The sequence below is a fragment of the Pseudomonas sp. GW821-FHT04D07 genome, assembly GCF_059420225.1.
On the sequence record NZ_JBWKTH010000007.1, the window covers coordinates 224,872 to 249,199 of the forward strand.

19 protein-coding genes are annotated in these 24,328 nt (G+C 62.1%); 5 read left to right on the top strand and 14 right to left on the bottom strand.

The genetic code is table 11. From position 1 onward, the window contains the following. Nucleotides 1-80: 80 nt before the first annotated feature. The 5 genes from rbfA to AC07T0_RS12170 all read left to right on the top strand — a co-directional run bounded on the left by rbfA (nt 81) and on the right by AC07T0_RS12170 (nt 4,780). Nucleotides 81-497 carry a 30S ribosome-binding factor RbfA gene (gene rbfA / locus AC07T0_RS12150; RefSeq protein WP_495001397.1) on the top strand — a complete coding sequence of 139 codons (417 nt, stop codon included), beginning with the start codon at nt 81-83 and terminating at the stop codon, nt 495-497. A gap of 3 nt (nt 498-500) precedes the next feature. Then, nucleotides 501-1,418: a tRNA pseudouridine(55) synthase TruB gene (gene truB / locus AC07T0_RS12155; protein ID WP_495001398.1), complete on the top strand. Its 918-nt coding sequence runs from the start codon at nt 501-503 to the stop codon at nt 1,416-1,418. Between the two features lie 143 nt (nt 1,419-1,561). Continuing rightward, nucleotides 1,562-1,831, top strand: coding sequence for a 30S ribosomal protein S15 (gene rpsO / locus AC07T0_RS12160; RefSeq protein ID WP_002555121.1), 270 nt, complete (start codon nt 1,562-1,564; stop codon nt 1,829-1,831). Between the two features lie 198 nt (nt 1,832-2,029). Continuing rightward, complete coding sequence (pnp, locus tag AC07T0_RS12165; RefSeq protein WP_495001399.1) at nt 2,030-4,135, top strand: polyribonucleotide nucleotidyltransferase; 2,106 nt, start codon at nt 2,030-2,032, stop codon at nt 4,133-4,135. Nucleotides 4,136-4,426: 291 nt separating this feature from the next. Next, entirely contained in the window at nt 4,427-4,780 is a 354-nt protein-coding gene (locus AC07T0_RS12170) for a BON domain-containing protein (protein WP_495001400.1), read from the top strand. Nucleotides 4,781-5,049: 269 nt separating this feature from the next. On the opposite strand, the gene AC07T0_RS12175 is transcribed toward AC07T0_RS12170, so the two are convergent. The 14 genes from AC07T0_RS12175 to AC07T0_RS12240 form a co-directional block, all read right to left on the bottom strand. Further along, on the bottom strand, nt 5,050-5,343 hold the full coding sequence (locus AC07T0_RS12175) for a DUF2845 domain-containing protein (RefSeq protein WP_495001401.1): 294 nt from the start codon (nt 5,341-5,343) through the stop codon (nt 5,050-5,052). A 2-nt stretch (nt 5,344-5,345) separates the two neighbouring features. Continuing rightward, complete coding sequence (locus AC07T0_RS12180) at nt 5,346-8,273, bottom strand: DUF748 domain-containing protein (RefSeq protein WP_495001402.1); 2,928 nt, start codon at nt 8,271-8,273, stop codon at nt 5,346-5,348. A gap of 109 nt (nt 8,274-8,382) precedes the next feature. Next, nucleotides 8,383-9,399, bottom strand: coding sequence for a class I SAM-dependent rRNA methyltransferase (locus AC07T0_RS12185; RefSeq protein ID WP_495001403.1), 1,017 nt, complete (start codon nt 9,397-9,399; stop codon nt 8,383-8,385). 44 nt (nt 9,400-9,443) lie between these two features. Next, nucleotides 9,444-10,316: an oxygenase MpaB family protein gene (locus tag AC07T0_RS12190; protein ID WP_495001404.1), complete on the bottom strand. Its 873-nt coding sequence runs from the start codon at nt 10,314-10,316 to the stop codon at nt 9,444-9,446. A gap of 45 nt (nt 10,317-10,361) precedes the next feature. After that, the gene (gene acs / locus AC07T0_RS12195; protein ID WP_495001405.1) at nt 10,362-12,299 is read right to left on the bottom strand and encodes an acetate--CoA ligase; all 1,938 of its coding nucleotides are present in this window, start codon (nt 12,297-12,299) and stop codon (nt 10,362-10,364) included. A gap of 241 nt (nt 12,300-12,540) precedes the next feature. Then, nucleotides 12,541-14,205: a glucose-6-phosphate isomerase gene (gene pgi, locus AC07T0_RS12200; protein ID WP_495001406.1), complete on the bottom strand. Its 1,665-nt coding sequence runs from the start codon at nt 14,203-14,205 to the stop codon at nt 12,541-12,543. Between the two features lie 248 nt (nt 14,206-14,453). Continuing rightward, the gene (gene panD, locus AC07T0_RS12205; protein ID WP_495001407.1) at nt 14,454-14,834 is read right to left on the bottom strand and encodes an aspartate 1-decarboxylase; all 381 of its coding nucleotides are present in this window, start codon (nt 14,832-14,834) and stop codon (nt 14,454-14,456) included. A gap of 105 nt (nt 14,835-14,939) precedes the next feature. Next, nucleotides 14,940-15,800 carry a pantoate--beta-alanine ligase gene (gene panC / locus AC07T0_RS12210; protein WP_495001408.1) on the bottom strand — a complete coding sequence of 287 codons (861 nt, stop codon included), beginning with the start codon at nt 15,798-15,800 and terminating at the stop codon, nt 14,940-14,942. Then, complete coding sequence (panB, locus tag AC07T0_RS12215; RefSeq protein ID WP_495001409.1) at nt 15,797-16,597, bottom strand: 3-methyl-2-oxobutanoate hydroxymethyltransferase; 801 nt, start codon at nt 16,595-16,597, stop codon at nt 15,797-15,799. Before panB ends, panC begins: the two co-directional genes overlap by 4 nt. Before the next feature lie 431 nt (nt 16,598-17,028). Next, the gene (gene folK, locus AC07T0_RS12220) at nt 17,029-17,511 is read right to left on the bottom strand and encodes a 2-amino-4-hydroxy-6-hydroxymethyldihydropteridine diphosphokinase (RefSeq protein ID WP_495001410.1); all 483 of its coding nucleotides are present in this window, start codon (nt 17,509-17,511) and stop codon (nt 17,029-17,031) included. 4 nt (nt 17,512-17,515) lie between these two features. Then, nucleotides 17,516-18,904: a polynucleotide adenylyltransferase PcnB gene (locus AC07T0_RS12225; protein WP_495001411.1), complete on the bottom strand. Its 1,389-nt coding sequence runs from the start codon at nt 18,902-18,904 to the stop codon at nt 17,516-17,518. A gap of 784 nt (nt 18,905-19,688) precedes the next feature. Then, nucleotides 19,689-21,122 (bottom strand): sigma-54-dependent transcriptional regulator, encoded by a 1,434-nt coding sequence (locus tag AC07T0_RS12230; RefSeq protein ID WP_495001412.1) that lies wholly within the window; start codon nt 21,120-21,122, stop codon nt 19,689-19,691. 22 nt (nt 21,123-21,144) lie between these two features. After that, on the bottom strand, nt 21,145-24,099 hold the full coding sequence (locus tag AC07T0_RS12235; RefSeq protein ID WP_495001413.1) for a sensor histidine kinase: 2,955 nt from the start codon (nt 24,097-24,099) through the stop codon (nt 21,145-21,147). After that, nucleotides 24,083-24,259 carry a hypothetical protein gene (locus tag AC07T0_RS12240; protein WP_003176118.1) on the bottom strand — a complete coding sequence of 59 codons (177 nt, stop codon included), beginning with the start codon at nt 24,257-24,259 and terminating at the stop codon, nt 24,083-24,085. Before AC07T0_RS12240 ends, AC07T0_RS12235 begins: the two co-directional genes overlap by 17 nt. Nucleotides 24,260-24,328: the final 69 nt, after the last annotated feature.

Here is a 24,328-nt window from a genome sequence, read left to right on the forward strand (position 1 = left end):
GTCCGGCTTCTGCCAGGCCGGGCGTTTGCCGCTTTCAGACCTTGCGGGTTTCACCGCAGGGCAGCTACAGGTAACAAGACATGGCAAAAGAATACAGCCGTACCCAACGCATCGGCGACCAGATGCAGCGTGAGCTCGCGCAGCTGATCCGTCGTGAAGTCAAAGACCCGCGCGTCGGCCTGGTGACCATTACCGCCGTCGACGTCAGCCGTGACGTCGGTCACGCGAAGATCTTCATCACCGTGATGGGCCAGGACAGTGCCGAGGACATCGCGCAGAGCATCAAGGTGCTCAATGCCGCCGCTGGCTTCCTGCGCATGCAGTTGGCCCGTGAAATGAAGTTGCGCAGCGTGCCGCAGTTGCACTTCCACTACGATGAGAGTGTCGTGCGTGGTGCTCACTTGTCCGCGTTGATCGAGCGCGCCGTGGCTGAAGACAATCAGCACCTTGGCGAAGCTGCTCCAGAAGACAACCTTCCAGAAGACGGTCGGGAGTAACCGGTGGCTCAGGTCAAGCGTATCCGTCGTAATGTCAGCGGCATCATTCTGCTGGACAAGCCGTTGGGGTTCACCTCCAACGCCGCCTTGCAGAAGGTCCGCTGGTTGCTCAACGCCGAGAAGGCCGGTCACACCGGCAGCCTCGATCCGTTGGCTACCGGCGTGCTGCCACTGTGCTTCGGCGAGGCCACCAAGTTCTCGCAATACCTGCTTGATTCCGACAAGGGTTATGAAACCCTGGCGCAATTGGGCAAGACCACCACCACCGCAGACGCCGAAGGCGAGGTTTTGCAGACGCGCCCGGTGACCGTTGGTCGTGCCGATATCGAGGCGGTGTTGCCGGAATTTCGCGGTCAAATCAGTCAGATACCGCCGATGTACTCGGCGCTCAAGCGTGACGGACAGCCGTTGTACAAGCTGGCCCGTGCCGGGGAAGTAGTGGAGCGCGAACCGCGTTCTGTTACTATTGCGCGCTTGGAATTGCTCGCCTGCGAGGGTGATACTGCCCGACTGGTGGTGGACTGCAGCAAGGGCACCTATATTCGCACCCTGGTGGAGGATATCGGTGAGAAGCTCGGTTGTGGTGCGTACGTGGCTGAATTGCGACGGACCCAGGCCGGCCCCTTCACTCTGGCCCAGACCGTCACGCTCGAAGAGCTCGAGGCGGTGCATGCCGAAGGCGGCAACGAGGCGGTCGACCGCTTCCTCATGCCCTCGGACAGCGGTCTGCTAGACTGGCCGCTGCTGCACTTTTCCGAGCACAGTGCGTTTTATTGGCTTAACGGCCAACCGGTACGTGCCCCGGACGCGCCGAAGTTCGGCATGGTGCGGGTACAAGATCATAACGGTCGCTTTATCGGTATCGGTGAAGTGAGCGAAGACGGGCGCATCGCGCCGCGTCGACTGATTCGGTCAGAATGACCGGAAACCAGCCTGTGTCACCGCAGGCTGGAGAGGGTGGCTGTCAACAGGCACGGTCACTGCTCATTTATAGATACAGGGATCTGTCCCTGGCCTGTTGAAACTGTTTTTCTGAAACAGTTTCTTGATAAAAGGATTGCCTCATGGCTCTCAGCGTTGAAGAAAAAGCTCAAATCGTTACCGACTACCAGCAAGCCGTTGGTGATACTGGTTCGCCAGAAGTGCAAGTTGCACTGCTGACCGCCAACATCAACAAACTGCAAGGTCACTTCAAGGCCAACGGTAAAGACCACCACTCCCGTCGTGGTCTGATCCGCATGGTTAACCAGCGTCGTAAGCTGCTGGACTACCTGAAAGGCAAAGACGTGAGCCGTTACAGCGCTCTGATCGGTCGCCTGGGTCTGCGTCGCTAATCAGCGATTGCGCTATGAGGTTGGTTGTTTGCTGTGCGTCAGCGGGTTTCCCGCTGGCGCATGGCAAGCTCCCAGCCTCTAGTTTTATCTGAGTACCCGCTTTATCTGGACAATGACCGTCGGGCCGATTCCCGGTGTTGCCCAAGAATTTCGCAAGAAGACAAGTTCCCCAAGAGCCACAAAAGAAGGTAGGACACCGTGAACCCGGTCATCAAAAAATTCCAGTTCGGTCAGTCGACCGTTACCCTCGAGACAGGCCGTATCGCCCGTCAGGCCTCCGGCGCAGTATTGGTCACCGTTGACGACGACGTCAGCGTATTGGTGACCGTTGTCGGTGCCAAGCAAGCGGATCCAAGCAAAGGCTTCTTCCCGCTGTCCGTGCACTACCAGGAAAAAACCTACGCTGCCGGCAAGATTCCTGGCGGCTTCTTCAAGCGTGAAGGCCGTCCTTCCGAAAAAGAAACCCTGACTTCGCGCCTGATCGACCGTCCGATCCGCCCGCTGTTCCCTGAAGGTTTCATGAACGAAGTGCAGGTTGTCTGCACCGTCGTCTCCACCAGCAAGAAGACCGATCCGGATATCGCCGCGATGATCGGTACCTCGGCGGCCCTGGCCATCTCCGGTATTCCGTTCGACGGCCCGATCGGCGCCGCGCGCGTGGCTTTCCACGAAAGCACCGGCTACCTGCTGAACCCGACTTACGAGCAGCAGAAAGCCTCGAGCCTGGACATGGTCGTTGCCGGTACCTCGGAAGCGGTACTGATGGTTGAATCGGAAGCCAAAGAGCTGACCGAAGACCAGATGCTGGGCGCGGTACTGTTCGCCCACGACGAATTCCAGGTGGTTATCCAGGCCGTCAAAGAACTGGCCGCCGAAGCTGCCAAGCCAACCTGGTCCTGGACCGCCGCTCCTGAAGCCACCGCCCTGCTGGGCGCGATCCGTGCCGAGTTCGGCGACGCGATCTCCCAGGCTTACACCATCACCGTCAAGGCCGACCGTTACGCGCGTCTGGGCGAGCTGAAAGACCAAGTGGTCGCCAAGCTGTCCGGTGAAGAAGGCCAGCCTTCTTCCAGCGAAGTGAAAGCTGCTTTCGGCGAAATCGAATACCGCACCGTTCGCGAAAACATCGTCAACGGCAAGCCACGTATCGACGGCCGCGACACCAAGACCGTACGTCCGCTGAACATCGAAGTCGGTGTCTTGCCGAAGACCCACGGTTCGGCCCTGTTCACCCGTGGCGAAACCCAGGCCCTGGTTGTGGCCACTCTGGGTACCGCGCGTGACGCCCAGCTGCTGGACACCCTGGAAGGCGAGAAAAAAGACCCCTTCATGCTGCACTACAACTTCCCACCGTTCTCGGTCGGCGAGTGTGGTCGCATGGGCGGTGCTGGTCGTCGTGAAATCGGTCACGGTCGTCTGGCCCGTCGTTCGGTCCAGGCCATGCTGCCGGATGCCGCGACATTCCCGTACACCATCCGTGTGGTCTCGGAAATCACCGAATCCAACGGTTCGAGCTCCATGGCTTCGGTCTGTGGCGCTTCCCTGGCCCTGATGGATGCTGGTGTGCCGATGAAGGCACCGGTTGCCGGTATCGCCATGGGTCTGGTGAAAGAAGGCGAGAAATTCGCCATCCTGACCGACATCCTGGGTGACGAAGACCACCTTGGCGACATGGACTTCAAAGTAGCCGGTACCGCCAAAGGCGTTACTGCGCTGCAGATGGACATCAAGATCAAGGGCATCACCGAAGAGATCATGGAAATCGCCCTGGGCCAAGCCCTGGAAGCGCGCCTGAACATCCTCGGCCAGATGAACCAGATCATTGGTCAGTCGCGTACTGAACTGTCGGAAAACGCTCCGACCATGATCGCGATGAAAATCGACACCGACAAAATCCGTGATGTCATCGGTAAAGGCGGTGCGACCATTCGTGCGATCTGTGAAGAGACCAAGGCTTCGATCGACATCGAAGACGACGGCTCGATCAAGATCTTCGGCGAAACCAAGGAAGCGGCTGAAGCAGCACGTCAGCGCGTCCTGGGCATCACCGCGGAAGCTGAAATCGGCAAGATCTACGTCGGTAAGGTTGAGCGCATCGTCGACTTCGGCGCATTCGTCAACATCCTGCCGGGCAAGGACGGTCTGGTGCACATCTCGATGCTGAGCGACGCTCGCGTAGAGAAAGTCACCGACATCCTGAAAGAAGGCCAGGAAGTGGAAGTGCTGGTACTGGACGTGGACAACCGCGGCCGTATCAAGCTGTCCATCAAGGACGTTGCCGCAGCCAAGGCGTCGGGCGTTTAATCGCGCTTCGACTTTACGCTGAGAAAAAGCACCCTTCGGGGTGCTTTTTTATGGGCGCTGGAAAAGCCCGATATTGCAGAAGGTGCTCGTCGCGCAAAACCGCAACTTGCATGCAGTTTGGCGGCCGGTCATGCATTCTGCACGATTCAGATGTTCGGGTATTATTTTAACTCATTGATTTATATGTATTTATTTCGCTTTAAAAGGTTGGCACAGCGCCTGCAACCTTACAGATAACCCTGCCGCCAGGACCAAGGCGCAGACTTTTCCAGAAGAACAGGAGTTATTTGTATGAAGAAGTTCGCTATTGCTGCCGCCACTGCCACCGCTCTGACCCTGACCTTGGCCAATGCTGCATTCGCTGCCCAATCGACTTCTCAAGCTCCGATGGTTGTCGCGGCCGGTGAAGTCACCAAGGTCAAGGAAGAGACTTCCGACACCTGGATCACCACCAAGGTCAAAGCTGATCTGGTCACCGAAAAAGGTATCCCGGGTACTGACATCAAGGTTGAAACCAACAAAGGTGTGGTTTCCCTGTCGTCCATGACCCCAGTGACTCCCCAACAGAAGGACTTGGCAGTCCAGATCACCAAGAACATCAAAGGTGTCAAAGACGTTTCGGCCGCTGGCCTGAAAACCGAGTAACGCTCATGGATCTCGCTTGAAGCCGCTTTAGGGTGAAGCAAGTGCTGTTGCAGTACGCTTGTTGAGTCTTGAGGTCCAGGTGATGGGTCACAGGAAGTGACCCACCACAGGCCCCGACGTAGTGCGTCGGGGCCTGTTTTATTATGGGCGGACGAAATTGATGTCTTGCACGGCCCCCTGCAGGAAGCTGGCATGCCAGCGATGGCGTCCGTGAAGGCGGTACAAGGCTCCAGGGCCTCATCGTCGGTAAGCCGGCTCCCACAGGTGGGTCAGTTACCGCGCTTGCTGTCGATGCGCTCCAGGCGCCCGCCAACAAAACGCAGGTACTGGACCATGCCACCACTCTGGGGATAGACCCACTCTTCGATCTGCACCTCGGTGCGTCGGTCGAAGCTGCGCTGATAGCCCACCAGGTCCCGGGAGCGCGGCTCGCCGCATTTGTCGAGCACCTCCGACTTGCGGTCGCCGACGCTGATCAACTGGCTGCCACAACGCAAGGTGTCGGCCTGGGCCTGGCCGGCGAGCAACGCCAGCGCCAGGCCGAACATCAGCGGCTTGAACATGCTTACTCGCTATCCAGGTGCAACGGGGTGACGACCCGGCCATCGCTCTGCGCGTCGCCGAGATTGGCATCGATAAAGTACACGCGATCATCGGCCAACTGGCCCTTGTCCACGAGGAAGTCCTTGATACTGCTGGCGCGGTCCTGGCCAAGCTTGCGCAGCAGTGGTTCATTGCCGCTCCAGGCGCTGATCACCCCGGCCTTCAGCTTGGCGGTACGTTCGTCGCTACCCAGCTTGGCCCACTCGGCGGGCGGTTGCTGTTTGAGCAGGGTGCGATAGATACCTTCGAGCATCGGCGCTTTTTCACCGTCCGGTACCTGGATCATCGATTCCTGGGCCGGCACCTTGTCGCCGCGGCGCTGGAGCATCTTGTAGTAGGTGGCCTGGTATTCGCGATCCAGGCGTTGCTGGGCGATCAACGCGCCATCGCTGCTCTGGGCCGCAGTGCCTTCGATCTCCAGGCGCAGGTTGGGACGTTCCTTCAGCGCGGCCGCGAGCTTGGTCAGGGACGACTGGGCGTCATTGCTCAGCTCGCTGGAGCCGGGAGCAAAGGACACGTTACTCAGGTCCTGGGCGTCGCCGCCGGAGATCAGCCCGCCAATGAACTTGAAGGGCGCGGTGGCGGCCCGCACGATCAGGTTGCGCAGGCTCTGCCAGATGATCGGCATCACGCTGAACTGCGGGTTGTTGAGATCGCCGCTGACCGGCAGTTCGATGGAGATCTTGCCGTCGGAGTCCTTGAGCAGGGCAATCGCCAGCTTGATCGGCAGGTCCACGGCATCCGGGCTGTCGACCTTCTCACCCAGTTGCAGTTGTTCGACCACCAGCTTGTTTTCGGCTTTCAGCTGGCCCTTGGTGATCAGGTAGTGCACGTCGAGATTGAGCCGGCCCTTGCGGATGCGGTAGCCGGCGAACTTGCCGGAGTAGGGGGTCAGCGTGGTCAGCTCGACGCGCTTGAAGCTGGTGGCGATATCGAGGCTGGCCATCGGGTCGAACGGGTTCAGCGCACCCTTGATGGTCACGGGCGCGTAGCGGTCGACCTTGCCCTGGATATCGACGCCCGCCGGCTTCGGCTGGCGGCTGTCGATGGTGCCGATCTGGCCGTTGAGCTGTTGGACCGCCGTGGCGAAGTGCGGGGTCAGGCTGAAGTCGGCAAAGTTGGCCGAGCCGTCATTGATGGCAATACCGCCAACGTGGATGCCCAGCGGCTTGCTGCTCGATGCGGTGGAGGGCGCCTTGGGTTTTTCCGTCGACTTGCTCGCCGGCGGTTGCGGGATCAGCAGGTCATCGATGTTGGTGGTACGGTCATCGTTGATCATGAAGCGTGCATAGGGTTGCAGCAGGTTGACCTTGTCGATCGAGAGGCTGTCGCCGTGCTGATAGCTCAGGCCATCGATCGTCAGTTTCTGCCACTTCACGAAGTCGCGGCTCTTGAGGGTGTCGAGGGTGTGCAATTGGTCGACCTGGGCCTTGCCGATCACGCTGAAGGCCAGCGGGTCGACGCTTTTCAGATTGACCGCGAGGTCGCTGCCGAGCATGCCGCTGCGCACTTCCAGGCGAATGAACGGCTCGACATAGGCCTGGGCCACCCGCAGGTCGATGTCCTGGGTATTGACCTTGAGCTTGGCGCTGACCGGGCTCAGGTTGACTTCGCCGCTGGCGAGGATCTTGCCCTGCTTGCCCAGCCCGGTATCGAGCTTGAGGGTGAAGGGCGACTGGTTGAGGCTGTCGAAGTTCTCCAGGTCCAGGTTCAGTGGACCGAGCTCCAGGGCTACCTGGGTTTTCGGCGCGCGGTCGGCCAGGTGCACGCGGTAGTCGCGCAGTTGCACATCCTTGAGCAGGACCTGCCAGGGTTTGCTCGGGGCCGGCGGTTCGGTCTTGGCGCTGTCGGAGGCGGCAGGGGCTGCCTTGGGCGCCGGTTTGGCCGGTTGCTCGGCAAAGAGTTTCTGCCAGTCAAGTTGCCCGTCCTTCTCACGGGCGGCCCAGGTTTCAAGCTTGTTGCTGCGGATCTTACCGACAACCACTTGCTGTTTGCCCAGGTCGACGCTGGTTTCGCTGACGTCGAGGCGCTCCAGGCGTACCAGTGGGCGTCCGTCCGGGGCCTTCATGGCAAAGGGCGCGACACTGACGGCGGTGTTGCTCAGCAGCAACTCGGTGTCTTTGGCGAGGCTGAACTTGTAGTCGGTGCTGAGGTTGATCACACCGTCTTCCAACACCAGCGGCAGGGCATCGCGGACATAGGGCCACCAGGCTTTCATCTGGCTGTCGCTGACCTTGAGCGAGCCCTCGGAGGTGACGGGTACCAGGCTGAGGTTACCTTTCCAGTCGATCCGTCCGCCTTCGCCGCCGATGGCCACCAGGGTCATGTCGGCGTTGTCTTCAGGCAGGGTGCTGAGGTTCTTCAGCGCCAGGTCCATCGGGGTATAAGTGAACTCGATCGGTTCGCTGGGGCGCAGGTCCTGGAAATGCAGGCGCCCGCCGGCCAGTCCGATCTGGTCGATGCGCACCGGGAACGGCTTGCTGTTGGGCGCGGCCGGGGTCGGTTGGCTGGGCGGCAGCTTGAACAGCTGGGTGAGGTTCAGGGTGCCGTCCTTGTTGAATGTCACCTCGGTGTTGGGCTTGTCCAGCTGGATATCGGCCAGGTGCAGGGCGTGGGTCCAGAGACTGTCGATCTGCAGGTTGACGTAGAGACGCTCGAAGGCGACCTGCTCCTTGCCCGGCTCACCGATATTCAGGCCCCACAGGGTCAGTTCCAGACTGAAGGGATTGAACTCCAGGCGTTGCAGGCTGGCGTGCACCGTGGCGTAGTTCGCCAGTTGCTGGTTGGCGATGCGCAGGCCAACCCCGGGGATGATCAGGAATCCCAGTACGCTGTACAGCGCGAGGACGGTCAGCAAGGCGCCGAGGGCGCGTTTCAATCCTTTGGGCATGTGAGTCGTCGTCTCTCTCAGTCGGAGGTGCCTTGGAGTATGGCATGCGTTTGCGGTTCCGAAGCAAGCCCCTTGTTGCGCCGGAATAATGGGTGTTTGCGAGTCATTCCTACAGCTGCAGTACCAGGGTCTTCAGCGGCGGTTGTCGGTCGCGGGAAGGGAAGTCGGCGGCGGGGGCCAGCACCTGCCACTCGCGGACCGGACGCCCGGCTTTTTCCGCGCAGCGCAGGACCTGTTCGCGCCAGTCTTCCAGGCTGACTTTCGCCAGGTTGTTGCAGCAGATCAGCACGCCATTGTCGGCGGTCGCCAGCAGGGCCGGCTTGAGCAGGCTCTGGTAGTCGCGCAGCAGGTCGACGGTGCCGAAGGCGCTCTTGGCCCAGGCCGGCGGGTCGAGCAGCACCAGGTCATACTGGCGTTGTTCCAGGCGCTGGTAGCTGGGCAGCTTCTGCCCGCGGCGCTGGCTGATGGGCAGGCCGGCGAGCTGGCGGATGGCGGGGAAGTAGTCGGACTGGATAAAGTCCATCTCCGGCAACTGCGGGTTGAGCTGGCCGTTCTCCCGGCCGACCGCGAGGTTGCCTTCGGCGAAGTCCAGGTTACAGACCTCCCGGGCCCCGCCGGCCGCGGCGCTGAGACCGACGCCGCAGGTGTAGGCGAAGAGGTTCAGTACGCGCTTGCCGGCACTGTGTTGCCGAACCCAGCCGCGAGCGTTGCGCAGGTCGAGGAACAGCAACGGGTCCTGGCCGGCGTGGCGGCCGCGGACGCGGTAGTTCAGGCCGCCTTCATGACCGACCAGGTCGGCGAGGGCCGCCTCGTCGGCGCGATAGACCGGGTCTTCACGATCGATGCGCGAGTTGCCCCGGGAGCGGTCGTTGTAGACCAGCAGGGTGTCCAGCGCCAGGTGCTGGTTGATCGTCGCGTGCAGGGCGAGCAGGTCTTCGCGTTCCAGGGTCTGATGGAAGGTCTGCACCATCAACTGTGGACCGTAGCGGTCGATGGTCAGGCCACCGGCGCCTTCCTGGCTGCCATGGAACAGGCGATAACAATCGGTGCCCTGGCTGTGCAGCTCGGCCAGCAGGTCCTGGCGATGATCGAGGGCGGCGCGCAGCGCCTGGTTCAAGGAAGACATGCACGGCGCCTTGGGTCGGATTTGGCGCGGGAGTTTACCAGTCTTCAGGGGATCAGGCCCATGCGGCGTTTGGCGCGCTGGGCGGAGCCGTTGCGCATGGCCCAACGCAACAACGGTGCGCTGCGCTTGACGCCGGCGCGGATGACCTGGCGTTGCAGCGGGTTTTGCGACTGGCCGAGCATCTCGCCGGCCCAGTCCGGCAGCAGGTCGATGCCGGCCTGCATCATCAGGTTGCCGAACGGCTGGGCCAGGCGGCTCGGCGCCGGGGTGGCCAGCAGCAGGCGCAACACCTCGCGGCTGCGGGCATCGCAGAGCAGTTGCGGGCGCATGCGTTGCAGGTACTCGGCGATGGCCTGGCGCGAGCGCGGCACGTCCCGCGCGCCCAGGCGTTCGGCGATCAGGGCGACCTCCGCGTAATAACGATCCTGGTCCGCCGCTGACAGCTGTGGATTGCGGTAACGCAGATGGGCCTTGAGAAAGCTGCTGACCTCGGCCACATGCACCCAGGTCAACAGCTCCGGATCGCTGGCGGCGTAGGGCCGACCATCCGGCGCGGTGCCGACCACCTGCAAGTGAATGGTGCGCACCTTGTCGATCAGCCATTCGGCGTCCTTGCGCGAGCCGAAGGTGGTCCCGGCAATGAACTGGCTGGTGCGGCGCAAGCGCCCGAGCATGTCCTGGCGAAAGTTCGAATGGTCCCAGACCCCGGCCAGCGCCAGCGGGTGCAAGGCTTGCAGCATCAGCGCGCTGATACCGCCGATCAGCATGCTGCTGAAGTCGCCATGCACCTGCCAGCACACCGAGTCCGGGCCGAAAAGGCCGGGATCGCCCTTGGGGTTTTCCAGATCGAGCATGCCCAGGGACAGGCCGGTCAGGCTCATGATCTGGGTTTCGATGCGACTACGAAGGAATTCCATGTGGGCTCGGTCAATAGGGCGGTGAACAGTGTTCACCGCTCGGGTTCAGGGATTCAGGCGCTGCTCGATCAGGCCGTCGACCACGCTGGGGTCGGCCAGGGTCGAGGTATCGCCCAGGCTGTCCAGTTCGTTGCTGGCAATCTTGCGCAGGATGCGCCGCATGATCTTGCCCGAACGGGTTTTCGGCAAGGCCGGCGCCCACTGGATCAGGTCCGGCTTGGCAAAGCTGCCGATCTCCTTGCCGACCAGGGCCAGCAACGCTTTTTTCAGTGCATCATCGGCGTCTATGCCTTTCATGGGCGTGACGAAGGCATACAGGCCCTGGCCCTTGAGGTCATGGGGATAACCGACCACGGCGGCTTCGGCGACGCTGTCATGCAGCACCAGGGCGCTTTCCACTTCGGCGGTGCCAATGCGGTGGCCGGAGACGTTGATCACGTCGTCGATGCGGCCGGTGATCCAGTAGTCGCCATCCTCGTCGCGGCGGGCGCCGTCACCCGTGAAATAGTAACCGGGGTAGGCTTTGAAATAGGTCTCGAGCATGCGCTGTGGGTCGCCGTAGACACTGCGGATCTGCGCCGGCCAACTGCTTTTCAGGGCCAGCACGCCGCTGCCGGCACCGCTGATTTCCTGGCCGTGCTCATCCAGCAGGACCGGTAGCACGCCGAACATCGGCTGGGTCGCGCAGCCGGGCTTGATCCGGCTGTTGGCGATCAGCGGGGTGAGCATGATGCCGCCGGTCTCGGTCTGCCACCAGGTGTCGACGATGGGGCAGCGCTGCTCGCCGACGGCATTGAAATACCATTCCCAGGCTTCCGGGTTGATCGGTTCGCCGACACTGCCGAGCAGGCGCAGGCTGGCCCGCGAGGTATTTTCCAGCGCAGCCGGGCCTTCGCGCATCAAGGCGCGCAGGGCGGTGGGCGCGGTGTAGAAGATATTCACCTGGTGCTTGTCGATGACCTGCCAGAAGCGCGAGGCGTCCGGATAGTTCGGCACGCCTTCGTAGATCAGGCTGGTCGCGCCGTTGGCCAGCGGGCCGTAGACGATATAGCTGTGGCCGGTGACCCAGCCGACATCGGCGGTGCACCAGAAGACTTCGCCGGGGCGATAGTCGAACACGTACTGGAAGGTCATGGCGACCTGCAACAGATAGCCGCCGGTGCTGTGTAGCACGCCCTTGGGTTTGCCGGTACTGCCGGAGGTGTAGAGGATGAACAACGGGTCTTCGGCATCCATTGGTTCGCAGGGGCAGTCGCTGCTCATGCCATGCAGGGCTTCGTGGTACCAGAAGTCGCGGTCCGCGACCCAGTTCACTTCGGCCTGGGTGCGTTGCACCACCAAGACGGTGCTGACATTCGGGCAACTGAGCAGCGCCTGGTCGACATTCTGCTTGAGGGGCACATATTTGCCGCCGCGCACGCCCTCATCGGCGGTGATCAGCGTGCGGCAGTCGGCATCGAGGATGCGGTCGCGCAGGGCGTCAGGGGAGAAACCGCCGAAGACCACCGAGTGAATGGCGCCGAGGCGGGCGCAGGCGAGCATGGCGTAGGTGGCTTCGGGAATCATCGGCATGTAGATGCACACCCGGTCGCCTTTCTTCACGCCGCGGGCCTTGAGCACATTGGCCAGCCGGCAGACGTTATGGTGCAGTTTGCGGTAGGTGATCTGCGCCGATTCGAGAGGATTGTCGCCTTCCCAGATCAGGGCGATCTGCTCGCCACGGGTATCGAGATGGCGGTCGATGCAGTTGTGGCTGACATTCAGTTGCCCGCCGGCGAACCAGCTGGCCTGGCCGGTATGCAGGTCGCAGTGCTGGACGCTGTCCCAGGGCGTGGACCAGTCGAGAAAACGTTTGGCCTGTTCGGCCCAGAAGGTGTCGGGTTGGTCGATGGACTGGCGGTAGAGACGCCGGTAGTCGTCCTGGCTCAACTGCGCGGCTTGGCGCACGGCGTCGGCCTGGGGATAGGTACGAAGATCGAACATGGCGATTCCTTGTTCTTGTCTACGACAAGTCTCAAGGGTGCACCCTGTTGCGTTGGGGTTCAAGCGGATAAAAGGTCGACGCAGATCCTTGTGGGAGCGGAGCTTGTCGGATCGCCGCACCGCCGCGAAGGCGCCCTCAAGGACGCTAAAAGCTTCGCGGGCAAGCTCCGCTCCCACAGGTCTGTGTCACAGGTTTCTTCAGTGGTGTCCCGGGCAGATGGGCCTGCCCGGGACGCCGCTATCAACCGCGATGACGGCCGCGGAAGTAGTTGATCAACCCTTGGGTCGAGGCATCTTCGGCCGAAGACTCTTCGTTACCGGTCAGGCGGTTGTAGACGCCCTTGCCCAGTTCCTTGCCCAACTCCACGCCCCATTGGTCGAAGGCGTTGATGCCCCAGATCACGCTCTGCACGAAGACCTTGTGTTCGTACATCGCCACCAGGGCGCCGAGACGCCGCGGGCTGATGCGCTCGACCACCAGGGTGTTGCTCGGACGGTTGCCCGGGATCACCTTGTGCGGGGCCAGTTTCTGCACTTCGGCTTCGCTCAGGCCCTTGTCACGCAGCTCGCTTTCCGCTTCGCCACGGGTCTTGCCGAGCATCAGCGCCTGGCTTTGCGACAGGCAGTTGGCGTACAGCCATTGATGGTGGTCGGCGACCGGGTTGAAGCTGACGATCGGTACGATAAAGTCGGCCGGGATCAACTGGGTGCCCTGGTGCAGCAATTGGTGGTACGCATGCTGGCCGTTGCAGCCGACGCCGCCCCAGATCACCGGACCGGTATCGGTGGACACCGGCGTGCCGTCCTGGCGCACGCTCTTGCCGTTGGATTCCATGTCCAATTGCTGCAGGTGCTTGGTGATGTTGCGCAGGTAGTGGTCGTACGGCAGGATCGCGTGGCTTTGCGCGCCCCAGAAGTTGCCGTACCAGACACCCAGCAGGGCCAGCAGCACCGGCATGTTCTGTTCGAACGGCGCGGTCTGGAAATGCTGGTCCATGGTGTAGGCACCGGACAGCAGTTCCTTGAAGTTCGACATGCCGATGGCCAGGGCGATCGGCAAGCCGATGGCCGACCACAGCGAATAACGCCCGCCGACCCAGTCCCACATCGGGAAGATGTTCTCTTCACGGATGCCGAAGGCCACGGCGGCGGCGTTGTTGCTCGAAACCGCGATGAAGTGCTTGTACAGCTCCGCTTCGGAGCCGCCCTGGGCCAGATACCAGTCACGTGCGGCACGGGCGTTCTTCAGGGTTTCAAGGGTGGTGAAGGTTTTCGACGAGACAATGAACAGGGTGGTCTCGGCGCGGATCTTGGCGGACAGCTCGTGAAACTCACTGCCATCGATATTCGCCAGGTAATGGCAGCGTACGCCTTTATGGGCGTAGGACAGCAACGCCTCGGAAACCAGTTCCGGACCCAGGAACGAACCACCGATACCGATATTCACCACGTCGGTGATCGGCTTCTCGGAGTAGCCGCGCCACAGGCCGTCGTGGATTTTCCCGACCAGCTCGGTCATCTGGTTCAGCACTTTGTGCACGTCGGGCATCACGTTGACGCCGTTGACCGAGAGCTTGTCGCCAACCGGACGGCGCAGGGCGGTGTGCAGGGCCGGACGACCTTCGGAGGCGTTGACCAGTTCACCGGCAAACAGCGACTTGATCGCGCCTTGCAGGTCGACTTCATTGGCCAGGCCCACCAGCAGGTTGCGGGTTTCCTGGGTGATCAGGTTCTTCGAATAGTCGAGAAACAACCCGCAGCTGCTGAGGGTGAACTGATTGAAGCGCTGCGGATCGGCATTGAAAGCTTCGCGCATGCTGAAATCGTGCATGTTGTCGCGGTGTTGGTTCAACGCCTGCCAAGCGGGCAGGGCGGTCACGTCGTGAGGAGTGCGGTAGTACGCCATCGCTGCGGGTTTCCTTTTACGAGAGCTGCCTTTTGGACATTTGGCTTTTTGGACACCAGAAACGCCGGAACGTCCTGCTTTTGTCGGTGGCAGTGTCCGGCAACCTGCGTCAGCACGGTTGAATGATGCAGGGGCGATTACAGTACCGCTCGCGCCTGCATCTGTCTTGGCTTTGTCTGACCTTTACTCGGTACTTTTTCGCACTCTCGGGGCCGAAAGGCGTTTTCGCACAGGCGGTCGGACGGCGATCAGGCGAGCTGCACCGGAATCGACTGGCTGGTGTGGCTCAGCTCGTTGCCCGGGGCCATGTACAGCATGCGTGGCTTGAAGTTGACCAGCTCGGCCTCGCTGTAGTGGGCGTAGGCGCAGATGATCACCCGGTCGCCGACAGCGGCCTTGTGGGCGGCGGCGCCGTTCACCGAGATGATCCGCGAACCTTCCTCGCCGCGAATGGCGTAGGTGGTGAAGCGCTCACCGTTGTCGACGTTGTAGATCTGGATCTGTTCGTATTCACGGATCCCGGCCAGGTCCAGCCACTCGCCGTCGATGGCGCAGGAACCTTCGTAATCGAGTACCGCGTGGGTGACTTCGGCGCGATGCAGTTTGGCTTTGAGCATGATGGCGTGCATGGGATGTTTCCTTGGTCGGATCCTCGTGCGGCGCCACGCATTTGTGCTGCGTGGCGCCGGGCCGCGGCAGTTTGCCCGAAGCCGTGGGGCCGGGCAATCGGGCTGTCAGGCCGGACTGTCGAGGTTCAGGTGCAGGTTGTCGATCAGGCGGGTGGTGCCGAGGAAGGCGGCGACCAGGATCACCAGGTCACGGTCCTCGGCTGTCGCCGGGCGCAGGTTCAGGGCGTGGCGGATTTCCAGGTAGTCGGGCCGGAAACCGGCGCTTTCGATCTGGCGGCTCTGCTCGGCCAGCAACTTGGGGTAGTCGCGTTCGCCTTGTTCGATGGCCGTGGCGATCTGCTTCAGGCTGCGATACAGCGCCGGCGCCTTGGCTCGTTGTTCTTCGCTGAGGAAACCGTTACGCGAGGACAGCGCCAGGCCGTCGGTGGCGCGCACGGTCGGTTCGCCGATGATCTGGATCGGCATGTTCAGGTCATGCACCAACTGGCGGATCACCGCCAGTTGCTGGAAGTCCTTCTGACCAAACACCGCCAGGTCCGGCTGGACCATGTTGAACAGCTTGCTGACCACCGTCGCCACGCCTTCGAAATGCCCGGGACGGCTGGCGCCGCACAGGCCTTCGGAAAGCTGCGGGACGCTGACACGGGTCTGGCCGCCCATGCCGCCGGGGTACATTTCCTCGACGCTGGGGGCGAACAGCAGATGGCAACCGGCCTGGAGCAGTTTTTCCTGATCGGCGGCGAGGGTCCGCGGGTACTTGTCGAGGTCCTCGTTGGCGCCGAATTGCAGCGGGTTGACGAAAATGCTCGCAACCACGAAGTCGGCACGCTGGGCGGCCTTGGTCACCAGGGCCGCGTGGCCGCTATGCAGGTTGCCCATGGTCGGCACGAAACCGATGCGTTTGCCCTCGCTGCGGGCGCGAGCCACGGCGGCGCGCAGTTCGCGAACGGTCTTGACTGTATTCATGCGCTGAATCCGTGTTCGATCCCAGGGAAAGTGACGGCCTTGACTTCGCTGACATAGGCGCTGAGGGCGCCATGCAGGCTGTCCTGGCCGGCCATGAAGTTCTTCACGAACTTGGGCACGCGACCGCTGATGGACAGGCCGAGCATGTCGTGCAGGACCAGGACCTGACCGTCGGTGGCGCTGCCGGCACCGATGCCGATCACCGGGACTTTCACCGCCTGGGTGATTTCCGCGGCCAGCTCGCTCGGCACGCATTCGAGCAGGATCATCGCCGCGCCGGCCTGTTCCAGGGCGATGGCGTCGGCGCGCATCTGCCGCGCCTGGGCTTCGCCGCGGCCCTGGACCTTGTAGCCGCCGAAGAGATTCACCGACTGTGGGGTCAGGCCCATGTGCACGCACACCGGGACGCCGCGTTCGGCCAACTGGCGGATGGATTCGGCGAGCCAGGCGGCGCCTTCGACCTTGACCATATGCGCACCGGCCTGCATCAGCAGGCCGCTGTTGTGAAAGGTCTGCTCGAGGGTGGCGTAGGCCATGAACGGCAGGTCGGCAATGATGAAGGCGCCCTGGTTGCCGCGTTTGACGCTGGCGGTGTGATAGCAGATGTCGGCGACGGTGACTGGCAACGTGCTGTCATGCCCTTGGGTAACCATGCCCAGCGAATCGCCGATCAGTAACACCTCGACACCGGCTGCGCAGCTGGCGTGGGCGAAGGTCGCGTCGTAGCAGGTCAGCATGGTGATTTTTTCACCCTTTTGCTTGAGGCCTTGCAGGGTGGTCAGGGTAATGTCTGGCATGAAAAAGTCCTCATTCAGGCGCCGTGCAAATGACTGCGAGTAACGCGCGTGATTCGTCGTGTATACAGGCGCACGTTCTGGGGTCGTGCTTGCAAAGCCTGGATTGCGCCCTTCAAACGCCGCAGGGGCGGCAACGGGACGCCTATAGTCGTGAGGAGAACTGGGGAAGTCAATCGTGTGTGTTACCGCAATGTTACGCCGTGAGTGTTACCGGCATCACTGATGCGATTCAGCAGTGGGGGGCAGGAGGCAACCTTGCTGGCGACACCGGCTTCTTGTGGAAGCGCAGCTCCGCTCCCACAGGTTTTGTGTCTCTCCCACAGGTTTTGTGTCTCTCCCACAGGTTTTGTGTCTCTCCCACAGGTTTTGTGTCTCTCCCATAGGTCTTGTGTTTCGCCCGTGGGGCGGTGTGTCTCCCACAGGGTTTGTGCTTACTGGGGAAGGCGCTCCAGGCCGACGAACGGGCAATCCGCCAGTAGCGCCCTCAGGCTGCGGCCATCGGCCAGCTGCAAATCGGCCGGTACCAGTTCCGCCAGCGGATAGAGCACGAACGCCCGGGCCTGCATATGGTAATGCGGGACTTTCAAGCGCGGCTCGTCGATCAGGCGCTCACCGAACAACAGGATATCCAGGTCGAGGGTGCGTGGCCCCCAACGCTCATGCCGTTCACGGCCCTGGTCGATTTCGATGGCTTGCAGCGCATCCAGCAGCGCCAGGGGCGCGAGGTCGCTGTCGAGGGCGGCAACGGCATTGGTATAGCGCGGCTGGCCGGGCAGCAACGAATCGCTCTGGTAGAACGCGGAAACGCCTACCAGCACCGTGTCGGGCAGTTGCCCCAGGGCCTGGACGGCGTTGCGCAATTGCTCCGCCGGGTCCGCCAGATTACTGCCCAGCCCGATATACACGTGTTCCATCGACTTACTCGTCCGTACCCGCGGCGCGCTTGCGCTTGCCGGCCGTGCTGCGCCGGCGTTTACGCGGACCGCTGCCGGTGGCGTCGTCCTTGCTGCCCAGGTCGCGGATCATGTCACGCCGCCCGGCATCATTGGCATCCTGGTAATCGGTCCACCATTCACCCAGGCCATCGGTCTGCTCGCCAGCGGTTTCGCGTAGCAGCAGGAAGTCGTAGCCGGCGCGGAAACGCGGGTTGTCCAGCAGCAGGTCGGCACGCTTGCCGCTGCGCCGTGGCAGGCGTTCCTGCATGTCCCAGATCTCGCGGATCGGCAGGGTGAAGCGCTTCGGAATCGCAATCCGCTGGCATTGTTCGCTGATCAACTCGTGGGCGGCTTCCTGCATCGCCGGAATCGGCGGCATGCCCTTCGCCTGCAAACGCAATACGCGGCCCGGCAAGGCCGGCCAGAGCAATGCGGCGAACAGGAACGCCGGGGTCACCGGCTTGTTCTGCTGGATGCGCAGGTCGGTGTTGATCAAGGCTTCGCTGATCAGCGTATGGGTGTAGGTCGGGTTGTGTTCGAGGGCCTCGAAGCTGGCCGGGAACAGCGGTTCGAACAGCTTGAGGTCGACCAGCATTTCGAAGGTGTCGGCGGCATAACCCGAGAGGAACAGCTTGAGCACTTCTTCGAACAGGCGCGCCGAGGGGATCTCGCGCAGCATCGGCGCCAGTTTGCGAATCGGCGCGACGGTGTGCTTCTCGATGCCGAAGTCCAGCTTGGCGGCGAAACGCACGGCCCGCAGCATCCGTACCGGGTCTTCCTGGTAACGCTGGGTCGGATCGCCGATCAGGCGGATCAGGCGGTTGCGGATATCGTGCACGCCATTGGCGTAATCGAGGATGCGTTCGCTGACCGGATCGTAATACAGCGCGTTGATGGTGAAATCGCGGCGCTGGGCGTCGTCTTCGAGGGTGCCGTAGACGTTGTCGCGCAGGATCCGCCCGCTTTCGTTGCGCGAGGACTGGTTGCTGTCCTCGTCTTCGTCCTGCGGGTGGTTGGCGCGAAAGGTTGCGACCTCGATGATTTCCCGGCCGAAGTGGATATGTACCAGCTTGAAGCGGCGACCGATGATCCGCGCGTTGCGGAATTCGGCACGGATCTGCTCCGGTGTGGCGCTGGTGGCGACGTCGAAATCCTTGGGGGTGATATTGAGCAGCATGTCGCGCACGCAACCGCCGACCAGGTAGGCCTGGTAGCCGGCGTTCTGCAGGCGTTCGACGATGTTGACCGCATACCGGCTGAACTGGGCTTTTTGCAGCGAATGTTGGCTGCTGTTGAGCACTTCAGGGGTGCTGCGTTTATGTTGCGTTCGACGCGAGGGAGAACGTAATGACTGGAACAGCTTCTTCAGCATGGGAGGCACTGTTTGAAGGAATATTCGGCCACCTCAAAGAATGACCGCACGATGGGCGAGGATTCTAGCATTTAGTCGAGGGATGGTGTAGGAAGCCGCCGCAGTATCGGCCAGGGACCGTGGTAGAAGGCCAGCCGCAGGCATTGCGAGGCTGCAAATCCATCAATCGAGGGCGGTGGGTCGGGGGGAGCAGGGTGGGCTGGTCGGTATCGCGGAAACTACAAGGGGAGCCGAAGCTCCCCCAGAAGTAGTTGCGTGCTCTATTTTTATTATGGTTGCGGGCTTCTTGTTTTTGTTGATCGCCCTGTGCCACTAGGCTTTACGCCTGTGGGCTCTCCCAATCGGGAGCCAAGAGCAAACGGATTGCTTTGATCGCTGTAGTGTCATGATCCAGAGGATCCAACCAGTTCAGGCGCTGCTTTGAGGGCAGTTTTTGTTGTTCTCAGCCTGGTCGTGGGGCAAGCCCCAATTACAGTACTTCTCCAAAAGAATCAGTTAGCTACGCCTCTCGCCGTGTTGTTTTTATTTTGCGTGAGTCGATACGTCTTGTTTTTATTGTCTGGTGCATTGCTTGTTATTGTTCTTGTACCAAAGCTATAGCAGGTGCCGTGCCAACTTTTACGAAGCCCCGTAAACATTGGGTTTCGTTGGGAAAATGCTTTTCCAAAGGCGAAAAAAAACCGGATCTTCGTTACCGATAGACCCGGCTTTTGTTACGTGAAAATCCTCAGGTAACAGTTTTTTTACCAAGTGCTGTGTTACCCATGGGCGGCGCGCGCCCGGTTCAGCTCTCGCTGGCCACCCCGGTCTTGCGCCGTGGAATGCCCAGGCGCTGGCGCCGTTCCCACAGGCACTTGCGGCTGACACCGAGTTTGCGTGCCAGCTCGGTCTCGGTCATGTGGTCCTGGTGCTCGAGGACGAAGTGCTGGAAGTAGTCTTCCAGCGACAGGTCTTCGGTCGGCTCGTGGCTGGCGTTGCTGGCGCTGGCCTGTTGCGGCGCCAGGCCGATGAATTCTTCTTCTTCCAGGTCGCCGAGCTCGATGTCGATGCCCAGCAGGTCGGCGGAAATTTCCGGGCTTTCGCACAGGATCACCGCACGCTCGACCGCATTCTCCAGTTCGCGGACGTTACCTGGCCAGGCGTAATGGCGGATGGCTTGCTCGGCGTCGGGAGCGAAGCGCAGGTCGGTACGACCCACCCGTGCACTCTGGCGCGCGAGGAAAGCACTGGCGATCTCGTTGACGTCGGCGCCGCGCTCGCGCAGGGCCGGCAGTTTCAGCGCGATGACGTGCAGGCGGTAGTAAAGGTCTTCGCGGAACTGGCCGATCTTGGCCAGGCTCTTGAGGTCGCGGTGGGTCGCGGCGATCAGGCGCACATCGACCTTCTGCGACTGTACCGAGCCGACGCGACGGATCTCGCCTTCCTGCAATACCCGCAGCAAACGCGCCTGGGCTTCGAGCGGCAGTTCGCCGATTTCGTCGAGGAACAGCGTGCCGCCATCCGCCGCTTCGACCAGGCCGGCGCGACCGGCGCTGGCCCCGGTGAAGGCGCCCTTTTCGTGGCCGAACAATTCGGATTCGATCAGGCTTTCCGGGATCGCCGCGCAGTTGACCGAGATCATCGGCGCCTTGGCGCGCTTGGACAGGTTGTGCAGGGCACGGGCCACCAGTTCCTTGCCGGTGCCCGACTCGCCCTGGACCAGGACGTTGGAGTCGGTGGGCGCGACTTTGCGGATCTTGCTGTAAAGGTCCTGCATCGGCGGACAGGAGCCGATGATGCCGATTTCGCCATTGGTGTTGTTGGCGCCGGCTTTTTCCGCCGCGCCATTCTTGCCGGTAACTTTCTCCGCCGGCGCACCTTGGCTGCCCTGGCGATCACGGAGGATGCGGGCCACGGCCTGGAGCATTTCGTCGTGGTCGAAAGGCTTGGCGATGTAGTCCACCGCGCCCATTTTCATCGAGTCCACGGCCGAGCGCAGGCTGGCATAGCTGGTCATGATCAGCACGGGGGTACCCTGGCCGAGCTTGATCAATTCGGTGCCGGGGGCGCCGGGTAGACGCAGGTCGCTGACGATCAGGTCGAACGAGGGGATACTGAAACGTTCCTGGGCTTCCTGCACCGAACCGGCTTCGCTGACCTGGTACTGATTACGTTCCAGCAGGCGACGCAGGGCGGAGCGGATAATGGTTTCGTCTTCGACGATCAGAATGTGCGGCATTGATTCGGTTCTCTCGACGGTCTCAGTTCACAGCGGACGTCGCTTCGACATGACGCGGCAAGGTGACCCGGATACGGGTGCCACGTTGGCTTTGGATGTCAGCCGGGCTGTCGATGGTGATTTGTCCATAATGCTCTTCAACGATGGAATAGACCAGAGCGAGGCCCAGTCCGGTGCCCTCGCCAGGATCCTTGGTGGTGAAGAAAGGTTCGAACAATCGATCCATGATGTTCTTCGGGATACCGGTGCCTTCGTCCTCGACGATCAGGTCGACGGTGTGTTCGAAGGCTTCGCTCTTGACCCGCACCGCGCCGCCGGCAGGCGAGGCGTCACGGGCGTTGGAGAGCAGGTTGATGAGCACCTGGGCGAGGCGTTGGGAATCGCCGTCGACCCAGTGCTCGGGATCGCACAGGTTGAAGAACTGTACTTCGAAGTTGCGCCGGTTCAAGGCCAGCAGACCAATGGCATCCTGGGCGACTTCGGCCAGACAGACGGCTTCGTCGTTATGCTGGTGACTGCCGGCGTGGGCGAAGCTCATCAGCGACTGGACGATGCGCGAGACACGCTTGGTCTGCTCGAGGATCTGCCCGCTGATTTCGGTCAGTTCGCTGTCGTCCTCGCGCTCTTCGCGCAGGTTCTGCGCCAGGCAGGCGATACCGGTGATCGGGTTGCCGATCTCGTGGGCCACGCCGGCCGCCAGCCGGCCGATGCTCGCCAGCCGCTCGGAGTGCACCAGCTTGTCTTCGAGCATCTGCGTTTCGGTGAGGTCTTCGACCAGCAGCACCAGGCCGCTGTTACCCGGCGCCAGTGGCTCGTCGATCGCCGCCTTGTGCAGGTTCAGCCAGCGGGTCTGGCCGTCGAGGGCCAGGTGTTGTTTGTGCAGGTGTTCGTCGGGCAGGTTGATAAAGCCTTGCAGCAAGTCCTTCCACGGCTCGCCGAGGGTGCTCAGACGTGAGCCGACCACGCGTTGCGCGGCGACGCCGGTGAGCTCTTCCATGGCCTTGTTCCACATCAGGATCTCCTGGTCCTTGGCCAGCGAGCAGACGCCCATCGGCAATTCCTGCAAGGTTTGGCGGTGGTAGCGGCGCAGGGCGTCGAGTTCGGCGGCGAGGCCGGTGAGACGCGAGTGGTAGTCTTCCAGGCGGCTTTCGATGAAGTGGATGTCTTCGGTGACATAGCTTTCGCCGCCGGCCTTGTAGGGCAGGAAGGTCTCCACCATGTCCTGGGCCACGCTCGGGCCCATCAGCCCGGACAGGTTGGCCTCGATACGGTCGCGCAGGCGGCGCAGGGCATAGGGGCGGCGTTCGTCGAAGGGCAGGTAGAGATCGCGCAGGGCCTGCTCGACCTCTTTCTGCGCGGCCTTGGCCCCCAGCGGCTTGGCCAGTTGGGTGGCGAATTCCTGTGGCGAGGCGGCGTGCAGCTCACGGCGTTGCGGGCGACGCACATTGTCCACCGCGCAGGCTTCGGCGGCGCTGGCCTCTTCGGGGCTGGCGCTGGTGAACAGCGAGATCAGGGTGAACATCAGCACGTTGGCCGCCAGGGAGGCGATGGCCGCCATGTGCCAGCTGGTGTCGTCGAGCACATAGATCATGTTCAACAACGGTACATAGAACCCCTGCAGGTTACCGATCAACGGCAGCAGCATGGTCACCAGCCAGACCAGGATCCCCGCCAGCAGGCCGGCGATGAAGCCGCGCCGGTTGGCGGTCGGCCAGTACAGCACCGAGAGCACCCCGGGGAGGAATTGCAGGGTCGCGACAAAGGCGACGATGCCGAGGTTGGCGAGGTCCTGCTCGGCGCCCAGCAGCAGGTAGAAACCATAGCCGGCCATGATGATGGCGACGATCAGGGCGCGGCGTGTCCACTTCAGCCAGCGATAGATATTGCCTTCGGCCGGCGGCTGGTAAAGCGGCAGCACCAGGTGGTTCAAGGCCATGCCCGACAGCGCCAGGGTGGTGACGATGATCAGCCCGCTGGCGGCCGAGAGTCCGCCGACATAGGCCAGCAGGGCCAGGGCCTGGTTGTTGGCGGCAATGCCGATGCCGAGGGTGAAGTATTCCGGGTTGGTGGTGGCGCCGAGCTTGAGCCCGGCCCAGAGAATCAGCGGCACCGCCAGGCTCATCAGCAGCAGGAACAGCGGCAGGCCCCAGCTGGCGCTGACCAGGGAGCGCGGGTTGAGGTTCTCGGTGAAGGTCATGTGATACATGTGCGGCATCACAATGGCCGAGGCGAAGAACACCAGCAGCAGGGTGCGCCACGGACCTTCCTGCAACGGCGTGTGCAACGCGGCCAGGGCGGTCTGGTTCTGCAGCAGCCAAAGCTCAAGCTGCTGCGGACCGTCGAACACACCGTACAAGGCGTACAGGCCGACTCCGCCGATGGCGATCAGCTTGATCACCGATTCGAAGGCGATGGCGAACACCAGGCCCTCGTGCTTTTCCCGGGTGGCGATATGCCGCGAGCCGAAGAAGATGGTGAACAGGCTGATCAACGCGCAGAAGCTCAGGGCCACCCGATGCTGCACCGGTTCGCGGGTGAGGATGCCGATGGAGTCGGCCACCGCTTGGATCTGCAGGGCCAGCAGTGGCAGCACGCCGATCAGCATGAACACCGTGGTCAGGGCGCCGGCCCAGGTGCTGCGAAAGCGGAAGGCGAACAGGTCGGCCAGGGACGAGAGCTGGTAGGTGCGGGTGATCTTCAGGATCGGGTAGAGCAGCACCGGCGCCAGCAGGAAGGCGCCGGAAACCCCCAGGTAGCTGGAGAGAAAACCGTAGCCGTACTGGTAGGCCAGGCCCACCGTGCCATAAAACGCCCAGGCACTGGCGTACACGCCCAGGGACAGGGTGTAGGTCAGTGGGTGGCGAATGATCGAGCGCGGGATCACCCCGCGTTCACTGATCCAGGCCACGCCGAACAGTGCCAGCAGGTACGCGGCGCTGATCAGCAGCATCTGGGTCAGGCTAAAGCTCATCGGCATCTTTTTGGCTCTGCAGGATGAAGGTCACGACGATCAGGATCAGCCAGAGCAGATAAGGGCGATACCAGGCGCCGGTGGCGTCGATCCACCAATCCATGATGGCCGGCGAGAACAGGTAGATCCCGACCACCAACAGCAGGACCAAGCGATAGATGTACATCCCGGCCTCTCTTTATTGGGTGCGTGCCCGAAAACGTGCGGCGATGGTAACGGATGGGCGCCAACCTGC